The organism is Caulobacter sp. GW821-FHT12F03 (genome assembly GCF_058806855.1).
In genome coordinates this window covers 121,177-138,697 of record NZ_JBXAQC010000004.1, presented here as the reverse complement: position 1 = coordinate 138,697, position 17,521 = coordinate 121,177, and the positions used below count along the sequence as shown (strand labels likewise).

19 protein-coding genes are annotated in these 17,521 nt (G+C 68.5%); 15 read left to right on the top strand and 4 right to left on the bottom strand.

The genetic code is table 11. The features are described 5' to 3' along the window. Positions 1 to 71: 71 nt before the first annotated feature. Complete coding sequence (locus tag AC1RN0_RS11885) at positions 72 to 1,433, bottom strand: sensor histidine kinase (RefSeq protein ID WP_492787644.1); 1,362 nt, start codon at positions 1,431 to 1,433, stop codon at positions 72 to 74. A gap of 204 nt (positions 1,434 to 1,637) precedes the next feature. Between AC1RN0_RS11885 and AC1RN0_RS11880 the strand changes: the two genes are divergently transcribed. The 14 genes from AC1RN0_RS11880 (at position 1,638) to AC1RN0_RS11815 (ending at position 14,234) form a co-directional block, all read left to right on the top strand. Next, positions 1,638 to 5,258, top strand: a complete 3,621-nt coding sequence (locus AC1RN0_RS11880) for an autotransporter domain-containing protein (protein WP_492787643.1) — start codon at positions 1,638 to 1,640, stop codon at positions 5,256 to 5,258. Positions 5,259 to 5,447: 189 nt separating this feature from the next. Next, entirely contained in the window at positions 5,448 to 6,971 is a 1,524-nt protein-coding gene (locus AC1RN0_RS11875; RefSeq protein WP_492787642.1) for a porin, read from the top strand. A gap of 42 nt (positions 6,972 to 7,013) precedes the next feature. Continuing rightward, positions 7,014 to 8,057 (top strand): sulfate ABC transporter substrate-binding protein, encoded by a 1,044-nt coding sequence (locus AC1RN0_RS11870; RefSeq protein ID WP_492787641.1) that lies wholly within the window; start codon positions 7,014 to 7,016, stop codon positions 8,055 to 8,057. A gap of 112 nt (positions 8,058 to 8,169) precedes the next feature. Beyond that, a complete protein-coding gene (locus AC1RN0_RS11865; protein ID WP_492787816.1) occupies positions 8,170 to 9,270 on the top strand; it encodes a PAS domain-containing protein in 1,101 nt (366 codons plus the stop codon). A gap of 10 nt (positions 9,271 to 9,280) precedes the next feature. Beyond that, positions 9,281 to 9,748, top strand: coding sequence for a response regulator (locus tag AC1RN0_RS11860; protein ID WP_492787640.1), 468 nt, complete (start codon positions 9,281 to 9,283; stop codon positions 9,746 to 9,748). Beyond that, a complete protein-coding gene (locus tag AC1RN0_RS11855; protein ID WP_492787639.1) occupies positions 9,745 to 10,011 on the top strand; it encodes a SemiSWEET family sugar transporter in 267 nt (88 codons plus the stop codon). The genes AC1RN0_RS11860 and AC1RN0_RS11855 overlap by 4 nt, the downstream gene beginning before the upstream one ends. A gap of 47 nt (positions 10,012 to 10,058) precedes the next feature. Beyond that, a complete protein-coding gene (locus AC1RN0_RS11850; RefSeq protein ID WP_492787638.1) occupies positions 10,059 to 10,838 on the top strand; it encodes a WecB/TagA/CpsF family glycosyltransferase in 780 nt (259 codons plus the stop codon). Between the two features lie 56 nt (positions 10,839 to 10,894). Further along, positions 10,895 to 11,632: a dienelactone hydrolase family protein gene (locus AC1RN0_RS11845; protein ID WP_492787637.1), complete on the top strand. Its 738-nt coding sequence runs from the start codon at positions 10,895 to 10,897 to the stop codon at positions 11,630 to 11,632. Between the two features lie 79 nt (positions 11,633 to 11,711). Continuing rightward, a complete protein-coding gene (locus tag AC1RN0_RS11840) occupies positions 11,712 to 12,131 on the top strand; it encodes a YciI family protein (protein WP_492787636.1) in 420 nt (139 codons plus the stop codon). Between the two features lie 47 nt (positions 12,132 to 12,178). Then, positions 12,179 to 12,859 (top strand): YceI family protein, encoded by a 681-nt coding sequence (locus AC1RN0_RS11835; protein ID WP_492787635.1) that lies wholly within the window; start codon positions 12,179 to 12,181, stop codon positions 12,857 to 12,859. Positions 12,860 to 13,160: 301 nt separating this feature from the next. Then, positions 13,161 to 13,394 carry a hypothetical protein gene (locus tag AC1RN0_RS11830; RefSeq protein WP_492787634.1) on the top strand — a complete coding sequence of 78 codons (234 nt, stop codon included), beginning with the start codon at positions 13,161 to 13,163 and terminating at the stop codon, positions 13,392 to 13,394. A 34-nt stretch (positions 13,395 to 13,428) separates the two neighbouring features. Beyond that, positions 13,429 to 13,788: a DUF6481 family protein gene (locus tag AC1RN0_RS11825; RefSeq protein ID WP_492787633.1), complete on the top strand. Its 360-nt coding sequence runs from the start codon at positions 13,429 to 13,431 to the stop codon at positions 13,786 to 13,788. Between the two features lie 27 nt (positions 13,789 to 13,815). Then, positions 13,816 to 13,962, top strand: coding sequence for a hypothetical protein (locus AC1RN0_RS11820; RefSeq protein ID WP_492787632.1), 147 nt, complete (start codon positions 13,816 to 13,818; stop codon positions 13,960 to 13,962). Positions 13,963 to 13,970: 8 nt separating this feature from the next. Further along, positions 13,971 to 14,234 (top strand): hypothetical protein, encoded by a 264-nt coding sequence (locus tag AC1RN0_RS11815; protein WP_492787631.1) that lies wholly within the window; start codon positions 13,971 to 13,973, stop codon positions 14,232 to 14,234. Here the strand turns inward: AC1RN0_RS11815 and AC1RN0_RS11810 are convergent, their stop codons facing one another. Genes AC1RN0_RS11810 through AC1RN0_RS11800 form a run of 3 tightly spaced genes read right to left on the bottom strand, consistent with a single transcriptional unit; the run spans position 14,235 to position 16,275 of the window. Beyond that, positions 14,235 to 14,927, bottom strand: a complete 693-nt coding sequence (locus AC1RN0_RS11810) for a type I pantothenate kinase (protein ID WP_492787630.1) — start codon at positions 14,925 to 14,927, stop codon at positions 14,235 to 14,237. It lies immediately after the preceding gene. Continuing rightward, positions 14,924 to 15,613, bottom strand: coding sequence for a VOC family protein (locus AC1RN0_RS11805; RefSeq protein ID WP_492787629.1), 690 nt, complete (start codon positions 15,611 to 15,613; stop codon positions 14,924 to 14,926). Before AC1RN0_RS11805 ends, AC1RN0_RS11810 begins: the two co-directional genes overlap by 4 nt. 14 nt (positions 15,614 to 15,627) lie before the next feature. Further along, a complete protein-coding gene (locus AC1RN0_RS11800) occupies positions 15,628 to 16,275 on the bottom strand; it encodes a TetR/AcrR family transcriptional regulator (RefSeq protein WP_492787628.1) in 648 nt (215 codons plus the stop codon). An 87-nt stretch (positions 16,276 to 16,362) separates the two neighbouring features. Between AC1RN0_RS11800 and AC1RN0_RS11795 the strand changes: the two genes are divergently transcribed. Next, a complete protein-coding gene (locus tag AC1RN0_RS11795; RefSeq protein WP_492787627.1) occupies positions 16,363 to 17,511 on the top strand; it encodes an alpha/beta hydrolase family protein in 1,149 nt (382 codons plus the stop codon). Positions 17,512 to 17,521 lie beyond the last annotated feature (10 nt).

Genomic DNA, 17,521 nt, shown 5'->3' with positions numbered 1-17,521 from the left:
CGGGTCCGAAGTGCGGGGCGGCGGGGAACGGCCGGAAACTGCCCGGCCGATGCTGCCCCTATGCGACACTTCTATGACAGTTTCGCGACAGCCTCCGGCTCCACGGTCCCGGCGGTCGCCGCCAGCGGAAGCCAGACGGAAAAGGCGGCGCCGCGACCCTGCGCGCTTTCCACGGAGACGCCGCCGCGATGGCGGTTGACGATGTGTTTGACGATGGCGAGCCCGAGGCCCGTGCCCGTCTTGTCGCCGCTCTTCTGGCCCTCGACGCGATAGAAGCGCTCGGTCAGCCGGGGCAGGGCGTCGCGGGGCATGCCGGGGCCTGCATCGGCGACCCGCAGCAGGGCGTAGAGTTCGCCCGGCCGATGATCGGGCGCGAGCAGCGTCAGGGCGGCGGCCTCCGGATCACGCGCCGGCGGCGGATCGCCGGACACGGGCGCCGTCACCTCGACACGCACCGCCCCGTCGCGCGCGGAGTACTTCACCGCGTTGTCGATCAGGTTCTGGACCACCTGGATGATCTGGTCGCGGTCGCCTTCGACGATCGCCGGGCCGGTGGGCTGTGCGGTCCATTCAATTCGCACGCCCCTGTCGCGGACGACGGGCGTCATGGCGTCCGCCACGTCCGTGACCGCCAGGGCCAGGTCCACCCGGCCCTGCGGCGCGATGTGCTCGTTCAGCTCGATGCGCGACAGGCTCATCAGATCGTCGATCAGCCGCGCCATCCGCTCGGCCTGGGTGTGCATGATGCCGAGGAACTTGTCGCGCGCGACGACGTCGTCGCGGGCCGGCCCGCGCAGGGTCTCGATGAAGCCGGTCAGTGAGGCCAGCGGCGTGCGCAGTTCATGGCTGGCGTTGGCCAGGAAGTCGGCGCGCATGCGTTCGGCCCGGCGCAGGTCGGTCTGGTCGCGCAGCACGACGAGCGCCAGCGGCGCGCCGCCGGACTCGGCGACCAGCGGTCGGGCCACAACGGTCCAGGTCCGGTCGTGGGCCCCACCGGCCTCGAACGCCGTATGACCCGAGATGCCGCCGATCAGCGCCTCGTCCACCAGTTCGATGACCTGCGGATTGCGGATCACGGTGATCAGCAGGGCGTCGCGGCGCAGGATGCGGAACAGGGTCCGCGCGGCCAGGTTGGCGAACACAAGCCGGTGTCCGGCGGTGTCGCCCGGCGCGCCGCCGGCGATGACCATCAGCGGATCCTCGAGTGACTCGATGATCGCGGCGTAGGGAATCGGATCGACGGCCGCACCGGCCGGCGCGACCGTCGGAAGCGGCGCGGACGGCGGGACGGACCGCCGCGCCAGGGCCAGTCCGGCCCCGCCCGCGACCACCGCCGCCAGGACCGCCGGGCCCAGCTGCGCCTGGCCGAGACCGGCCAGAACCAGCGGCGTGGCGGCGGCGACGCCGCCCGCCAGCAAGGTCGGCCGATGCATCCTGACCTCTTCTTCGGGGGGCATGGCGCGAAAGCCTCGATTCAATTTTTTCAACGGTCTAAGGTGCGGCGAGATATGGCGCCCTTGCAGGCCTTGCGATAGACGAGGCGGGGTTCCTGGGGATGGTTCATGACGGCTGACGCAATTTCGCCGCATCGGGAGGGGACGAACGTGTCGCCGTATAAGGTCCGGGGTTCTCTGTTCATGTTTCGCAAGCGTTTGGTCGCCACCGTCGCCGTGGCCCCCCTGTTGCTCCTCGCGGGCCAGGCGATGGCCGACACCACGATTTCCGACAAGCGCACGGCGCCGGTCGCGACGGGGACGATCAACAGCGGGGCCGCCGACAACATCATTGTCGCCGCCGGCGCCAGCGTGATCCTTCCGTCGACGGCGTCGGCCGGGCCGATCGTCACGGTCAATTCGAACAACACCCTGAACAACAAGGGTGAGATCGCGTCCAAGGACGTGAACGGCTCGATCGGCGTCCAGATCAACGGTGGCGTCACCACGACGTTCACCAACACCGGCCAGATCACGGTCAACGACTCGTGGGACCAGACGGCCTCGGCCAATGACACCGACAAGGACGGCGACATTGACGGCGCCTTCGCCACGGGCTCCGGCCGCTACGGGGTCCTGATCGGCAGCACCGGAACGACCGTCACGGGCAACATGCTCAACGACGTCGGCGGCCTCATCACGGTCGAGGGCAACGACTCCTGGGGCATCAGCCTGCAGAGCGGCCTGGTCGGCAATTTCACCAACAACGGCTCCGTCAGCATCGTCGGCAACAACACCTACGGCATCCAGCTGTCCGGTCCTGTGACCGGCAACGTGCGGATCGCCGGCAGCGTGACCGCCCAGGGGCAGAACGCCGTGGGCGTCGCCGTCGACGGCTCGGTCACCGGCCCCCTGCAGATCCAGGGCGCGATCAGCAGCACCGGCTACCGCTACGCCTCCCGCCCCGCCAGCGCGACCGCCCGTGACGGGCTGGACGCCGACGACCTGCTCCAGGGTGGTTCGGCCGTTCGCATCACCGCCAGCGTCACGGGCGGCGTCAACGTCGCGACCGCGCCGGTCGCGGACGTCGACAACGACAATGACGGCTGGGTCGATTCCTCCGATACGGACGACGACAACGACGGCATCCTCGACACGACCGATACCGACGCCAACGGCGACGGCATCAAGGACGACGACTACGACAACGACGGCATCGCCAACGCGAGCGACACCGACGACGACAACGACGGCATCCTCGACGCCGACGATCCCGACGACAACGGCGACGGCCTGATCGACGGCGACACGGACGGCGACGGAATCATCGACTCGGCCGAAGGCAGCGGCAACATCTCGGTCGCCGGATCGGCGCCGGCGCTTCTGATCGGCTCCAACACCAGCGCCATCACGATCGGCGCGGTCGGACCGGGCAGCCTCAACTACGGCCTGATCGTCTCCGGCAACGTCGCCGGCAACGGCGTCTATGACGACATGTCCGCCACGGGCATCAGGATCGGCGGTACGGGCGGTTTCGCGACCGTCCTGACCGGCGGCATGCTGATCAACGGCAGCGTCACCGCGAGCGGTTACAACGCCCAGCTCCAGGCGGTTCACCTGGCCAATGGCGCGAACGTCGCGACGATCAACAACGCGGGCGTGATCTTCGCCGGCATGACCGCGACGTCGGCGCCGCTGCCGACCGTCGCCCATCCCGCCGGCGAAGACTCCTTCAACGTCTTCGGCGTCCGGATCGACCCGGGCGCGACCATCAACAGCCTGACGAACTCGGGCACCATCTCGACCTCGGTCGCGGGTGAGAACAGCAATTCGGTCGCGGTCTGGGACGGCAGCGGCGGGATCACCTCCGTGGTCAACAGCGGCGTGATCAGCGCGGCCATCATTCCGACGGACGACGAATCGGACACCGACGATTCCGACACCGACGCCTCGAACGAAATCATCCTCGGCAAGACGATCGCTCTCGACCTCAGCGCCAACACCACCGGCGTGACGATCGTCCAGTACTCGCCGACGGGTGATTCCGACGGTGACGGCGTGGCCGATACGGTCGACAAGGACATCGACGGCGACGGCATCGTCAACGCCGACGACACCGACGACGACAACGACGGCATTCTCGACACCGCCGACACGGTCAACAATCTCGACGTCGATGGCGACGGCGCGCCGGACGCGCAGGAAGCTGTCATCCGCGGCGACATCCGGCTGGGGTCGGGCGCCGACACGATCAACCTGCAGAACGGCACGATCGACGGCGACATCTCCTTCGGCGCGGGCGCGGACGTCTTCACGATCGGCCAGGGCTCGTGGGTCGCCGGCTACGCGGGCTCGATCAGCGATTCCGACGGCCAGCTGTCGATCAACGTCGTCAACGGCGCGATGCAGCTGAACAACACCGGCGTGATCGACGCGACCAGCGTGAACCTGTCGTCCAAGGCCACGCTGATCGTCACGGCGGATCCCGCCGCGTCCGGAGCGGTCAAGGCCACCCAGCTTACGGTCGCGACCGCCAACATCGCGACCGGCGCCAAGATCGGCCTGAACCTGACCAGCATGGTCGGGTCGACCACCCAGTCCTTCACCATCATCAAGACCGACACGCCCGGCGGCCTGACCGCGGGCACGATCGACGGCGCCCTTCTCGGCAGCGCTCCGTACGTCGCGGTGGCCTCCGTCCAGACGGACGCCGCGGCCGGCGAGGTCAATCTCGTCCTGCGCCGCCGCACGGCCGCGGAGATGAGCCTCAACGCCAACCAGTCCCTCGCGCTGAACGCGGTCTACAGCGCGATCAGCAACGACAGCGGCGTGCTCAACGCCTTCCTCGGCGCGGAGACCCGCAAGGAGTTCCTCGCCCTGTACGACCAGATGCTGCCCGACCAGGGCGAAGGCATCTTCTCGTCGCTGGATTCGATCACCAGCACGATCTCGCGTCTGACGGCGACCCGGCCCGATCCGAAGCAGCGCTACGGCCCCGACAGCTTCTGGATGCAGGAGATCAATGTCGGCGTGATGCGTGAGGCCGGCGCCAGCGTCGGCTCCAACACCCAGGCCTTCGGCTTTGTCGGCGGCTACGAAAGCATGGGCGCCGATGGCGGCGCCCTGGGCGCGACCCTGGCCTTCGTGACGTCCGAGGAAAAGGACGACATCGCCAAGATCGGCGAGCACACCAGCGCGTCCCTGCTGGAAGCCGGCATCTACTGGCGCCGGTCGGTGAACAACTGGCTGTTCAGCGCGCGCGGCAGCGCCGGCTACGCCTGGTTCGACAGCGACCGCATGTTCATCTCGCCGACCGACAGCCTGATCCGTCAGGCCGACGCCGGCTGGAACGGCTTCACGGGCCTCGCCAGCATCAGCGCCGCCTACGAAGCCAACATCGGCGTGATGTACGTGCGGCCGCTGCTCAGCGTCGACTACCTCTACCTGAGCGAAGGCTCGCGCCAGGAGACCGGCGGCCAGGACGCCTTCAACCTGTTCATCGAGGGCCGCGACAGCAGCCGTCTTTCGGGCACGGCGGAAGTCGCCTTCGGCGCCACCTTCGGGCGCGAACTGTGGTGGCGTCCCGAGCTGCGCCTGGGCTATCGCGCGCGTCTCGGCGGCGAGATCGGTGTGACCCAGTTCCGCTTCAAGAACGGTCAGTGGGTCGCCCTGCAGCCTGACGCGGCGGGTGACGGCGCGGCGATCATCGGTCTTTCGCTGAAGGCCGGCACGCCGATGTCCTACGTCGCGATCGAGGGCGAGTACGAAGCCACCGACGGGCAGGACATCTACAACCTGCAGATCGCCGGCCGGATGATGTTCTAGGACGCAGCCGCCGGACGCCCTCGGCGTCCGGCGGCGCGATCCTGTTCAATCCACTGAAACAAAACAGCTTTCCCAGTGGCGTAAGAATCCCTGATGCGGCCGGAATTAAAACTCTATTGGCCCGATAGGTTTTAACTGATTGATTGCCCATCGTTCACGCCGGGATCGCCGGCGGACTGAGGGGACATCATGACCGCCACCCGTGGAATATTCCGCACCGCGCTTCTGGCCAGTGTCGCGATCGCCTGCATGGGCGGCGTCGCCCACGCGCAGGACGCGGCTGAATCGCCTGAGGCCCGCATCGCCCGCCTCGAGGCGTCGCTCGCCGAACTGCAGGAACAGCTCGCCGACCTGAAGGCCTCCACCGCCGCCAGCGTCGGCCAGGTCCGCCAGCAGCAGCAGGCGACGACCGTCAGCATCGCCAACGGCCGCCCGACCATCGCCAGCGGCGACGGGAACTTCACCGCCTCGTTCCGGGGCGTGTTCCAGCTCGATGGCGCCCTCTATTCCCAGGACGACCCGGGCCCGCTGGCGACCGATCTCCGCCGCGGCTCGTTCGGCGACGCGACCGAGAATGATCACGCCCGCGACCTCAACGACGGCTTCAACTTCCGCCGCGTGCGCATCGGCGTCGAGGGCAAGGCGTTCGGCGATTTCGAGTACAACTTCCTCTACGACTTCGGCGGCTCCGGGGTCGAGGAGGGCGGCAAGATCACCTCCGCCTGGCTGCAGTACAACGGCCTGGGCCCGGTGAAAGTCCGCGTCGGCGCCTTCCCGCCGGTCACCGGCCTGGAAGACGCCGCCTCCAACGCCAGCGCCCTGTTCGCGGAACGCGCCTCGGTCGCCGAAACGGTTCGCGGCATCGCCGGCGGCGACGGCCGCACCGCGGTCGCCCTGCTCGGCAACGGCGAGCGCTGGAACTTCAGCGCCGCCGTCACCGGCAATGTCATCGGAACGACGACCTTCGACGAGCAGGTCGGCTTTGTCGGCCGCTTCGCCTATGTGCCGTTCAAGCGCACCGACGCCCTGATCCATGTCGGCCTGAACACCACCCTGGTGCTCAGTCCCGCGGCGGGCGGGCCCGGCGTTCCCGGCGGCGCGGTGTCCAACCTGCGCCTGCGCGACCGGCCGGAACTGCGCGTCGACGGCACGCGCCTGGTCGATACGGGCAACATCGACGCCGACAGCCTGACCTCGCTCGGCGCGGAATTCGGCGCCCTGTACAAGAACTTCTACGTCCAGGCCGAGTACTTCGACATCGGCATCGAGCGGCGCAAGAGCGCGCTACCCGACCCCGAGTTCAACGGCTGGTATGTCCAGGGCAGCTGGATCCTGACCGGCGAAAGCCGTCGCTACAGCACCGCCACGTCCGGCTTTGACGGCCCCAAACCCCTCAAGCCCTTCAACCTGAAGGAAGGGACCTGGGGCGCCTGGGAACTGGCGGTCCGCTACTCGACCCTGGACCTGAACTATCTGGAGAACGCCCTGCCGGCGGCCGGTTCGATCCGTGGCGGCGAGCAGGACATCTTCTCGGTGGGCGTGAACTGGTACGTCAACAACGGCGTCACGTTGCAGGCCGCCTACCGCAACGTCTCCGTGGACCGGCGCTCGCCGGGCGGAACGGCCTTCCTGGCCGGCTCCACGCCCGCGCTGAACGCCCAGGTCGGCCAGGACCTCGAAATCTTCTCCTTCCGCACCCAATACGCCTTCTGACGCGTTAGGCGGCGAGAGCCGCCGACGCTGGAGATTCCAGACATGACCACCACCCCTCACAATCCTTCCCGCCGCGGCGTCGTCGCCGCAGGGCTGTCGGTCCCGGCCGTGGCCGCGATCGGCGTCGGGGCCGCCCAGGCCCAGGCCAAGCCGCTTACCCTGCTCAACGTCAGCTATGACCCGACCCGGGAGCTCTACAAGGACATCAACGCGGCCTACGCCGCCTACTGGAAGGCGAAGACCGGCCAGGTCATCACCATCCAGCAAAGCCACGGCGGGTCGGGCAAGCAGGCCCGCGCGGTGATCGACGGGCTGCAGGCCGATGTGGTCACCCTGGCGCTGGCCTATGACATCGACGAGATCGCCGCCCGCGCCAGGGTCCTGCCGGCCAACTGGCAGTCGCGCCTGCCCAACAACTCCACGCCCTACACCTCGACGATCGTCTTCCTCGTCCGCAAGGGCAATCCGTGGAAGATCCGCGACTGGGGCGACCTGATCAAACCCGGCATCGACGTCATCACGCCCAACCCGAAGACCTCGGGCGGCGCGCGCTGGAACTACCTGGCCGCCTGGGCCTGGGCGCTGCGCCAGCCGGGCGGCTCGCCGGCCACGGCGGAAGCCTTCGTCAAGCAGCTTTACAGCCATGTGCCGGTGCTTGACACCGGCGCGCGCGGCTCGACGACGACCTTCGCCCAGCGCGGCATCGGCGACGTGTTGCTGGCGTGGGAGAACGAGGCCTTCCTCGCCAGCGAGGAGTTCGGTCCGAAGTTCGATATCGTCTATCCGTCGGTGTCGATCCTCGCGGAGCCGCCGGTGGCGCTGGTCGACAAGGTCGTCGACCGCAAGAAGACCCGCACCGTGGCCGAGGGCTACCTGAACTTCCTTTACAGCCCGCTGGCCCAGGACCTGATCGGCAAGAACCACTACCGGCCGCGCAACCCGCAGGCGGCCGCCAAGTACGCTTCCAAGTTCAGGAAGATCCCGCTGGTCACCGTCGACGACACCTTCGGCGGCTGGACCAAGGCCCAGAAGACCCACTTCGCCGACGGCGGCGTGTTCGACCGCATCTACCGCCCCGGCGGCTGATCGGCCGACCGCGCCGGACGCGCCATGAGCCACCGTCGGGGGAACCCGGCGGTGGCTTTTGACGTTTGCAGCCCGAGGGCGTGGCGTCGGAGCGACTGTCTGGATGAGAGAAGTGCATTTGGCGTCGCTGCGCGCGGGTGAAGAGCTATCCGCCAATCATGGTCCGGATGATCCGTTCGCCGCCGCGGTTCGCGCCACCCGGATGTCGATGCTCGTCACCGACGCGCGCCAGCCCGATCACCCGATCATCTTCGTCAACGACGCCTTCCTCGCGCTGACAGGCTACGATCGCGACGAGATCATCGGTCGCAACTGCCGCTTCCTGCAGGGCGCGGGCACCAGCGCCGAGGAGGTTGAGCGGATCGGCGCGGCGGTCAAGGCCGGGGAGGACGTCTCGGCCGAGCTGCTCAACTACCGCAAGGACGGCACTCCGTTCTGGAACGCCCTGTTCGTCAGCCCGGTGCGCGACCACAACGGCGCCATCATCTATTTCTTCGGCTCGCAGGTGGACGTCACCAGCCGCAAGTCGACCGAGCTGGCGCTGGTCGAGCGGCGCGATGACCTCCAGGCGGCGGTCGAAGCCCGCACCCACGACCTGCAGGTGGCGCTCGAGCAGAAGACCGCGCTGCTGCACGAGGTCGATCACCGGGTGAAGAACAACCTGCAGCTCATCTCCTCGATGCTGCTGCTGCAGACCCGGCGCACCGAGGATCCGATGGTCCGCTCGACGTTGCGCGGCGTGCTGGAACGGATCAACGCGGTGGCCACCGTGCATCGCCGCCTGTTCCAGAGCGACGACATCGAACGGTTCGACGTGGCCGCCTTCGTCAGCGACCTGGTCAGCGACGCCATCGGCGCGTCGGGTCGTCTCGACATCACCGCCGATCTCGATCTGGAGCGGGTCGACATTCCCGCCGCCAAGGCCGCGCCGCTGGCGCTGCTGTTCAGCGAACTGCTGGGAAATTCGATCCGCCACGCCTTCCCGAACGGGCGCGCGGGCCGGATCGCCATCTCCGTGAAGCGCGAGGACGGCTATTTCCGGATCGAAATCGCCGATGACGGCGTTGGTGTGGGGACTCCCGGCATCCGGCCGGGGTTTGGCCAGACTATCGTGACCCTGCTCTGCGAGCAGCTTCGCGCCGACTGCGAGACCAGTGACGCCAATCCTGGCGTGAAGACAGTGATACGACTGCCCGTGAACGGGAAACATTGAGCTTAGTGTTATGGAGAAGATCGATCCCCTGAACGTCCTCATCGTCGAGGACGAAGTGTTGCTCGCGGTGGAGCTCAGCTTTCTCGTCGAAGAGGTCGGCTGCCGCGACGTGGGGCACGCCATGAGCTCCGACGAGGCGATCGCCCTGGCGTCGCGGCTTCGGCCCGATCTGGCGCTGGTCGACGTGCACCTGCGCGACGGTCCGACCGGCATCGACGTGGCCCGCGCTATCGCCAACGATTGCGGCGGCGTGGCCCTGTTCATGACCGCCAACGTCAAGCGCCTGCCCGAGGACTTCGCCGGCGCCTGTGGCGTGATCGGCAAACCCTATTCCGAGCACGGCGTGAAGATGGCGCTGCGCTATCTCGACACATGCCTGCGCGTCGGACACGCGCCCGGACTGCCGCCGGCCGGCCTGCAGCTGGCTCCGGCCTGGGCCGACCGCTGGGGCCTCAACGACATGCCGCGCACGGCGTGAATCCGCTGTGGGTCAACGCGATCGGTACGGCGGCGGCCCTCTGCTCGATGACCAGTTTCACGCCGCAGATCCTCAAGATCTGGCAGGAGCGTGACGCGTCCTCGGTGTCGCTGCGCATGTGGTTGCTGACGGTCACCGGCTTCGCGTTGTGGACCACCTACGGCGTTTTGCTGCACAGCTGGCCGGTGACGGTGTCGAATATCGTCTGCCTGGTGCTGAGCGGCGTGGTGCTGGGGCTCAAGTGGAAATTCAGACGGACTTAACCACGCCTCCTAACCGTCCCTACATCGCCCGTGTGCATCGTGTGCGCATGGACTTCTTCGCCCCCGCCCTGCGCCTGCACCTCCTCGGAGGAGACGTCGATCCCGTCACGCCCGCCGAAATGCTGGCGGCGACCGAGGTGTTCGTCGCGGGCGGCGGCACCGCGGTGATCGCCAACCACAACAGCCACAGCCTGTTCCTGCTGCAGCGGACGCCGGCCCTGCGCGCCTTCTTCGAGGAGGCGGAGCTGACCCAGATCGACAGTCTGCCGATGATCCTGTGGGGGCGGCTGATGGGGCTGAAGGTCGGTCGCGAGCATCGCTCGACCTATCTCGACTGGCGCGAGGATTTCTGGGCCCTGGCCCGCGAGCGCGGCTGGCGCGTGTTCCACGTCGGCGGCGCGCCGGGCGTCGGCGAGAAGGCCGCCGCCGAGATCCGGCGGCGTCATCCGGGGGTGAACCTCGCGGTGCGCAACGGCTTCTTCGACATCGCGCCGGACAGCGCCGACAGCGTCGCCCTGCGCAAGGACATCGCCGCCTTCGACCCGGACATCATCCTCGTCGGCATGGGCATGCCGCGCCAGGAGGACTGGATCGCCGCCAACCGCCACCGGATCGGCCGCGGCGTGTTCTTCCCCGTCGGGGCGGCGTTCGACTACGAGGCCGGCGAACAGACCGCGGCGCCGCGCTGGACCGGCCGGCTGGGCGTCGAGTGGCTCTACCGGCTGCTGTCGCAACCCAAACGCCTGGCCTTCCGCTATCTGGTCGAGCCCTGGTTCCTGGCCCCCGCCGCCCTGGCCGACGTCGGCGCGCGCTTCAGCCGGCGCTGACGGGACAGGAATTCCCGGCCCTGCTATGCCTCGGCCGAACAGTCGGGGACTCATCCATGATCGAACGCCAGCTCGACATCCGCACGAAGGATGGCGCGACCACCACCTTCATCGTCCATCCCGAGCGGGAAGGCCCGCACCCGGTGATCCTGTTCTTCATGGACGCCCCGGCGATCCGCGAGGAGCTGCGGGACATGGCCCGGCGGCTGGCGACCAGCGGCTATTACGTCATGCTGCCCAATCTCTATTACCGCGCCGGCGTGATGGAGCTGGGGGTCCTGTCGCCTGACCCGAACGATCCGGGCCGGGCGCGGATGTTCGAGCTGATGAACAGTCTGTCGATTCCGCTGGTGATGGATGACGCCGCCGCGCTGCTGACCTTCGCCGATGCCGACCCCGCCGCCTGGACCGGATCGATCGGGACCGTCGGCTACTGCATGAGCGGCCCCTACGCGATCGCCGCCGCCGCCCGCTTCCGCGACCGGGTCAAGGCGGCCGCCTCGATCCACGGCGTCTCGCTGATGACCGACGCCCCGGACAGTCCGCACCTGCTGGCCCGCCAGACCGACGCCGAACTCTACTTTGCCTGCGCCCAGATCGATCGCTGGTTCCCCGAGGAGTCCATCGCCCCGCTGCGCGACGATCTGGCCGCTCACGGCGTGCGCGCCGAGGTCGAACTCTGCCCCGGCGTGGAGCACGGCTTCGTCTTCCCCAAACGCCCGGCCTACAACCGCGACGCCGCCGAACGGCACTGGGAGCGTATCCTGGCCCTGTACCGCCGCCAGCTCCGCTAGCGCGTCGCCGGTGCGATTGTCGGGAGCCGTCGCCGCCGTTCGTCATCCTGTCGAGACGCGCCCATCAAGGAGACAGACCATGCGCTTCATGTTGTTGATGATCCCCGGCGGCTACGAGTCGGCCGGCCCCGAGCTCGACCTGCCCGTCGACGGGGTCGAGAAGATGATGGCCTACAACCAGTCGCTGGTGGACGCGGGCATCCTGCGCAGCTGCGAAGGCCTGCATCCGCCCGCGGTGGGCAAGCGCGTCTCCTTCAAGGGCGGCAAGCCCCTGATCACCGACGGTCCGTTCGCCGAGTCCAAGGAGGCGCTTGGCGGGTTCTGGATCATCGAGGTCGCGTCGCTCGACGAGGCCACGGCCTGGGCGGCCAAATGCCCGGCCCAGGAGAACGAGGTCATCGAGATCCGCCGCATCCAGGAGATGGAAGACTTCTCCCCGGAAGTGCAGGAGGTCGCCAGGGGGCTGGACCTCGAGGGCAGCGGCTGGTCCCGCGCCTAGTCGTCGCTCGTCACACTACCCGTCACTCAGAACCCGAGGAGGGTCCCATGACCCCCATCCGCGCCGCCGTCATCGGTCTGCTGCTGTTCGTCGTCGCCTGTGGCCGCCCCGCCGAGCCTGTGAAGCCCGCGCCCGGGGCCGCCGCCATCGCCGCGCCGGCGGGCCGCTACGTGATCGACCCCGAGCACTCGACGCTGTTCTTCCGCATCCGCCACATCGGTCTGGGCGACTATGTCGCGCGCTTCCGCACCATCGACAGCACCGTGACGCTCGACCCCGCCAACCCGGCGGCCTCCAGCGTCACCGCGACGATCGACCCGACCTCGCTCGGCGCCGACTTCCGCGAAGACTGGAAGACCGTCATGCCGGCGTCGCCCTACACAGGCTGGGAGCAGTATCTCGCGCTAGACCCGCATTTCCTCAACGCCCGGGTCCACAAGACCATCGGTTTCCGGTCGACCCATGTCGTCGTTACGGGCCCGACCACGGCGAAGATCACCGGCGATCTCACCCTGCTGGGCCAGACGCGGCCGGTGACCCTCGACGCCACCCTGACCGGCTCGACCGCCAGTTATCCGATGGGCGGGGGCGCGATCGGGGTGAAGGCCACGGGCCGTTTCAAGCGCTCCGATTTCGGCATGACCGCCTTCCTCACCCAGCCGGGTCTCGGGGACGAGATCAGCCTCGAATTCAACGGCGAATACCGCGAGGCCAGGGACGGGAAATAGGCGGTGGGAGCCCGCCGCCGCGGCATCGGCGCAGGCGTCGCGCGACCGCGCGCCGCCTGAAGGCCGCAACGGAACTGAGTGTTTCAGGCAGGCGTCTCAAGCCGCGAGGACCCCGTCGCTGGTATTTCTGTGGCGTTGAACGGGCTTTTGGCGTATGACGGCAAAGTCGAATTTCGTTCTGGTTCGGTTGCTCACTGCACTTGGTCTTCGGATCGGGTTCCGGGCCTCCCTTGTTCCTCTCCGACATTTTGATCGTGCAGCGCCTGACCCGGGCCCGCGCGTCCTCAAGCAGATCAAGACCATGTCCACTGTTCAACGCGCCTATGCCCTGGCCCGGTCCGGCCAGTTCCGTGATGTCGATGTCCTCAAGGACCGGCTGAAGGCGGAAGGCTGTCGCGCCGTTGACGCCCTGCTGGCGGCCCGTTCGATCCGCAAGCATCTGGAAGCGATCTGCGCCGCCACCTTCAAGCCGCCGCTCGACTCCCCGCTGCCGACCGAGCCCCAGACGCCGCCCGAGCCTGCCCCGACCGAATAGTCCGGCTGCTCGCGCCCGTACGTCCGAAAGACACATGAACGATATTCTCAAGACCGGCTTCGCGGATCGGCTCAAGACCGCCGCTGAAGCCAAGCAGGCCCTTCTGGCCAAGATGAAGCCGAAGGCCGCCGTCACCGATCCCCTGTTCGCCGAGCGCGCCGCCATGAAGGCGGCCGAACTCGAACGGGTCCGCGAGGAACGCGCCGCCGCCAAGGCCGCCGCCAGACAGGCCGTGGCCGACGCCGAAGAGGCCGCGCGCCTCGCCGAAGCCGCCCGCGCCGAAGCCGACCTCGACGCCCGCCGTGGCGAGCGTAAGGAACGCAAGGCCCTGACCAAGGCCGAGCAGAAGGCCGCCCGCGACGCCAAATACGCCGCCCGCAAGGCCCGGCAATAGCCCCTGACCCTGACGGAGTGCGCCGCCATGGCCCGCAAGCCCAACTACAACTTCGAACGCAGTGAACGCGAGCGCCTCAAGGCGGTGAAAGCCGCCGAGAAGGCCGAAGCCAAGCGCCGCGCCCGCGAATCCGGCCAGCCGGAAGAGCCGGCGCCGGCTGACGACGACGAATAGAGACAGACATGCAGACCGCGACCATCTTCAATCTCGAGACCGTTCCGCTGGACGGAGAGGTCTTCGCCGATTGCGAATTCCGTGAATGCCGGATGGTCTTCAGCGGCGGTAAGCCGCCGGTGTTCGACAACTGCCGCTTCGACTCCTGCGACTGGCGCTTCGACGACGCGGCCGCGCGCACCCTGGCCCACCTCAAGGTGGTCTGGGCCGCCGGCGGCAAGGCCCAGGTCCAGGCGCTGATCAAGGAAATCACGGTCAGCGGCGGGAAGTAGCTACCGTTCCAGCCACAGGCCGTGATCGGCCTGCTTGCGCACCACCACGTCCGCCGCGTCCCGCGCCTGGATGATGTGCTCGCGCAGATTGGGCAGGTTCATCTGTCCCCAGACCACGCTTCGGGCGAAAGCCTCGGCCGCCGCCTCGGTCATGCCGCGGAAGCGGGCGTAGAACGACGTCGGGTCGTGCTCGGCCGCCCGCCAGAAGTCCACGAACCGCCGCGCGAACCAGTCTTCCAGATCCGCCTCGTCGGCGTCGAGATAGACCAGCAGGTCGAGTCCGGCCGCCTTGTCCGCCAGGCCCAGGCCTTCGAGGATCAGGATGTCCGGCGGCGCGACAGTCCGGCTCAGCGCCGGGTCGATGTCATAGATCACATGCGAATAGCCGGGGAACACCGCCGGCCCCGCGCGCAGCGCCGTGAGCGCCGTTCGCAGGCCGTCCTGGTCATAGGTCTCCGGATAGCCCTTGCGCATCAGTGTCCCCCGCCCGGACAGCACCGCGTTGGGCCACAGGAAGCCGTCGGTCGACACCACCTCGACGGTGAGCGTCGGCTCAAGCGCCGTCTTGAGCGCGGCCGCCAGCGTGCTCTTGCCGGCCGCGACCGAACCGGTCAGCCCGACGACCCGCACCGCCCCGGGCGAGGCCCCGGCGGCGAGACGCGCCGCCAGGTCGCTGACGTTGATCCGGGTCATGCGTGCGCCTTCACGGGCGTCTCGGTGTAGGACGCCCCGGCGGTCAGCATCTCGTCGGGAATCTGCAGCATCTTCAGATAGGCCTCCTTCGGATAGGCCATGTGCGGCTTGCTCTCGTCATAGGGCGGCTGCGGCACGGGACTGGGTCCGGTGTAGGGGGCCGGGGCCTTGAAGCGCTCGGCCTCGGCGTCGTTGATGCCGGCCTTGGCCAGCACCGCCGGGTCGATCCACAGGGCCGGGTCGATGCCGGCGGACGGGGTCGCGACCTCCAGCGTCATGTGGTCGGGGCCGGCGAAATAGATCGACTTGCACATGCCGTGGTCGATCGGACCGATGACGTTGACGCCGTGGCTGCGGATGCGGTCGCGCAGGCCGATCAGGTCCGCCTCAGTGTCGGCCCGGAAGGCCAGGTGCTGCAGCGTGCCCGCGGCGCTGGGCAGGGCCCCGCTGCCGGCGTGGGTTTCGCCCAGCTTGATCGGGATCTTGTCGACGTCGGGCAGCTGGACGATCGAGAAGTAGCTGTGCTCGTTCATCTTGAGGAAGGCGTGCAGCCCGCCCGGCACGCCGTGCATGTCGAACAGCGCCACCAGCGGGCAGCCCATGACCTCCGAGAAGAAGGCGATGTGCTTCTTGATGTCCCCGGCCATGAAGGCCAGGTGGTGAATGCCGGACGGCTGCTGGGTCATGGCGGTTTCCTCGTTCAGGTCTGTTCTTGTTGGATCATCAGGCCGCCGAGCAGGGCGTCCAGGATCATCGTTTCGTGGGCCTGCCGGGCCTCGGGGCTGGCGGGGTCGACGCCGAAGCTCTGCTGGATCATCGGGGCCAGGTTGATCACTCCCACGCCGGCGGCCTGCAGGGTGATCACCAGCTGCTCGGCCGGGAAGGGCTTCAGCTCGCCGGCGGCGATGGCCGCGCGGGCGATCGCCACCAGCCGTCGGTTGCGCGGGCCGGTCAGGTGCGAGTCGAGCCAGGCCAGCCGATCGCCGCCGGCCATCCCCTCCAGCGCGATGATCCGGCCGAGCGCCGGGTGGGCCCAACTGATGCGCAGGAACAGCCGCATGGCCTCGCGCAGCTGCGCCGCGGGCGACAGGTCGGCGGCCGCTTCCAGCCGCCGCTCCTCGGCCCCGATCACCGCGCTGAGGTGCAGCATCGCCGCTCGCCACAGCTGGGCCTTGTCCTGGAAGTGGTAGTGCAGGGTGGCCTGGGAGACGCCCGCGCCGGCGGCGATTTCCGCCATCATCACCCGCTCGAAGCCCAGCCGCGAGAACATCTCCAGCGCCACGTCGCGGATCCGCGCGGCGGTGCGTCCGCCCTTGCCGACCGGGACTGTCGTCGCCGCCTCCGTCACGCGCCTTGACTCCTTCGTCCGAATTCCTGACTTAGAAATCAGAAATGACCGGCCGCGGCAAGCGGCGGCGCCCTCCGGGAGGATTCCATGAGCATCGTTCGCGAGCCCTACGGCTTTGCCTATGCCGAGGCGAGCCGGCTCAAGGAGACCTACGGCGGGCCCGAGGGGCGGGTGTTCGTCGAGTGCATGCGCATCCGGCCGGCCGAGGGCGAGTCGAAGACCGTCATCCTGTTCAGCCACCCGATCGGCGGCGGCTCGTTCCTGCCGCTGGTCACGGCCCTGGCCCACGCGGGCCGGCACGTCATCTACTGCAATCCGCGCTACCGCGGGAACGACACGGCCCTGATCCTCGAGAAGTGCGTCACCGACCTGGGCGCCTGCATCACCGACCTGAAGAAGCGCTTCGGCTATGAAAAGGTCATCCTCGGCGGCTGGTCGGGCGGCGGCTCGCTGTCGACCTTCTACCAGGAGCAGGCGGTCAACCCGACGATCACCCACACCCCGGCCGGCGACCCGGTCGACCTGGCCGCCGCCAACCTGCAGCCGGCCGACGGCATCATGCTGCTGGCCGCCCACATCAGCCGCTCGGTGACCATGACCGAGTGGATGGACCCCTCGATCCTCGACGAGGACAAGCCGTTCGAGCGCGACGTCGAGTTGAACATCTACGACCCGGCCTGCCCCAACCAGCCGCCCTACAGCCCCGAATTCGTCGCCCGCTTCCGCGAGGCCCAGATCGCCCGCAACCGGCGCATCACCGCCCGCGTGAAGGCGACGCTCGCCGAGCTGAAGAAGACCGACCCGGACATGGAGCGGCCGTTCGTCGTCTACGGCACCATGAGCGACGTGCGCTGGACCGACCCGACCCAGGACCCGTCCGACCGCAAGCCGTACACCTGCTACCTCGGCGACCCGCGGATCGTGAACGACGGGCCGGTGGGCCTCGGCCGCTTCACCACCCTGCGCTCCTGGCTGTCGCAGTGGAGCTACGACGAGAGCCGCGCCCACGGGCTGAAGAACGCCGCCAACGTGACCTGCCCGACCCTGGTCATCAGCAACACCGCCGACCTTGCCTGCACGCCCAGCCACGCGGCGCGGCTCTACGAGGCCCTGGGCTCGGCCGACAAGACCTTCGTCGAGGTCAAGGGCGCCGACCACTACTACATCGACCGCCCCGAACTGCTGCCGCAGGCGGTCGCGGCGGTGACCGGATGGCTCGAGGCCCGAGGCTTCTAGGGCCGGGTCG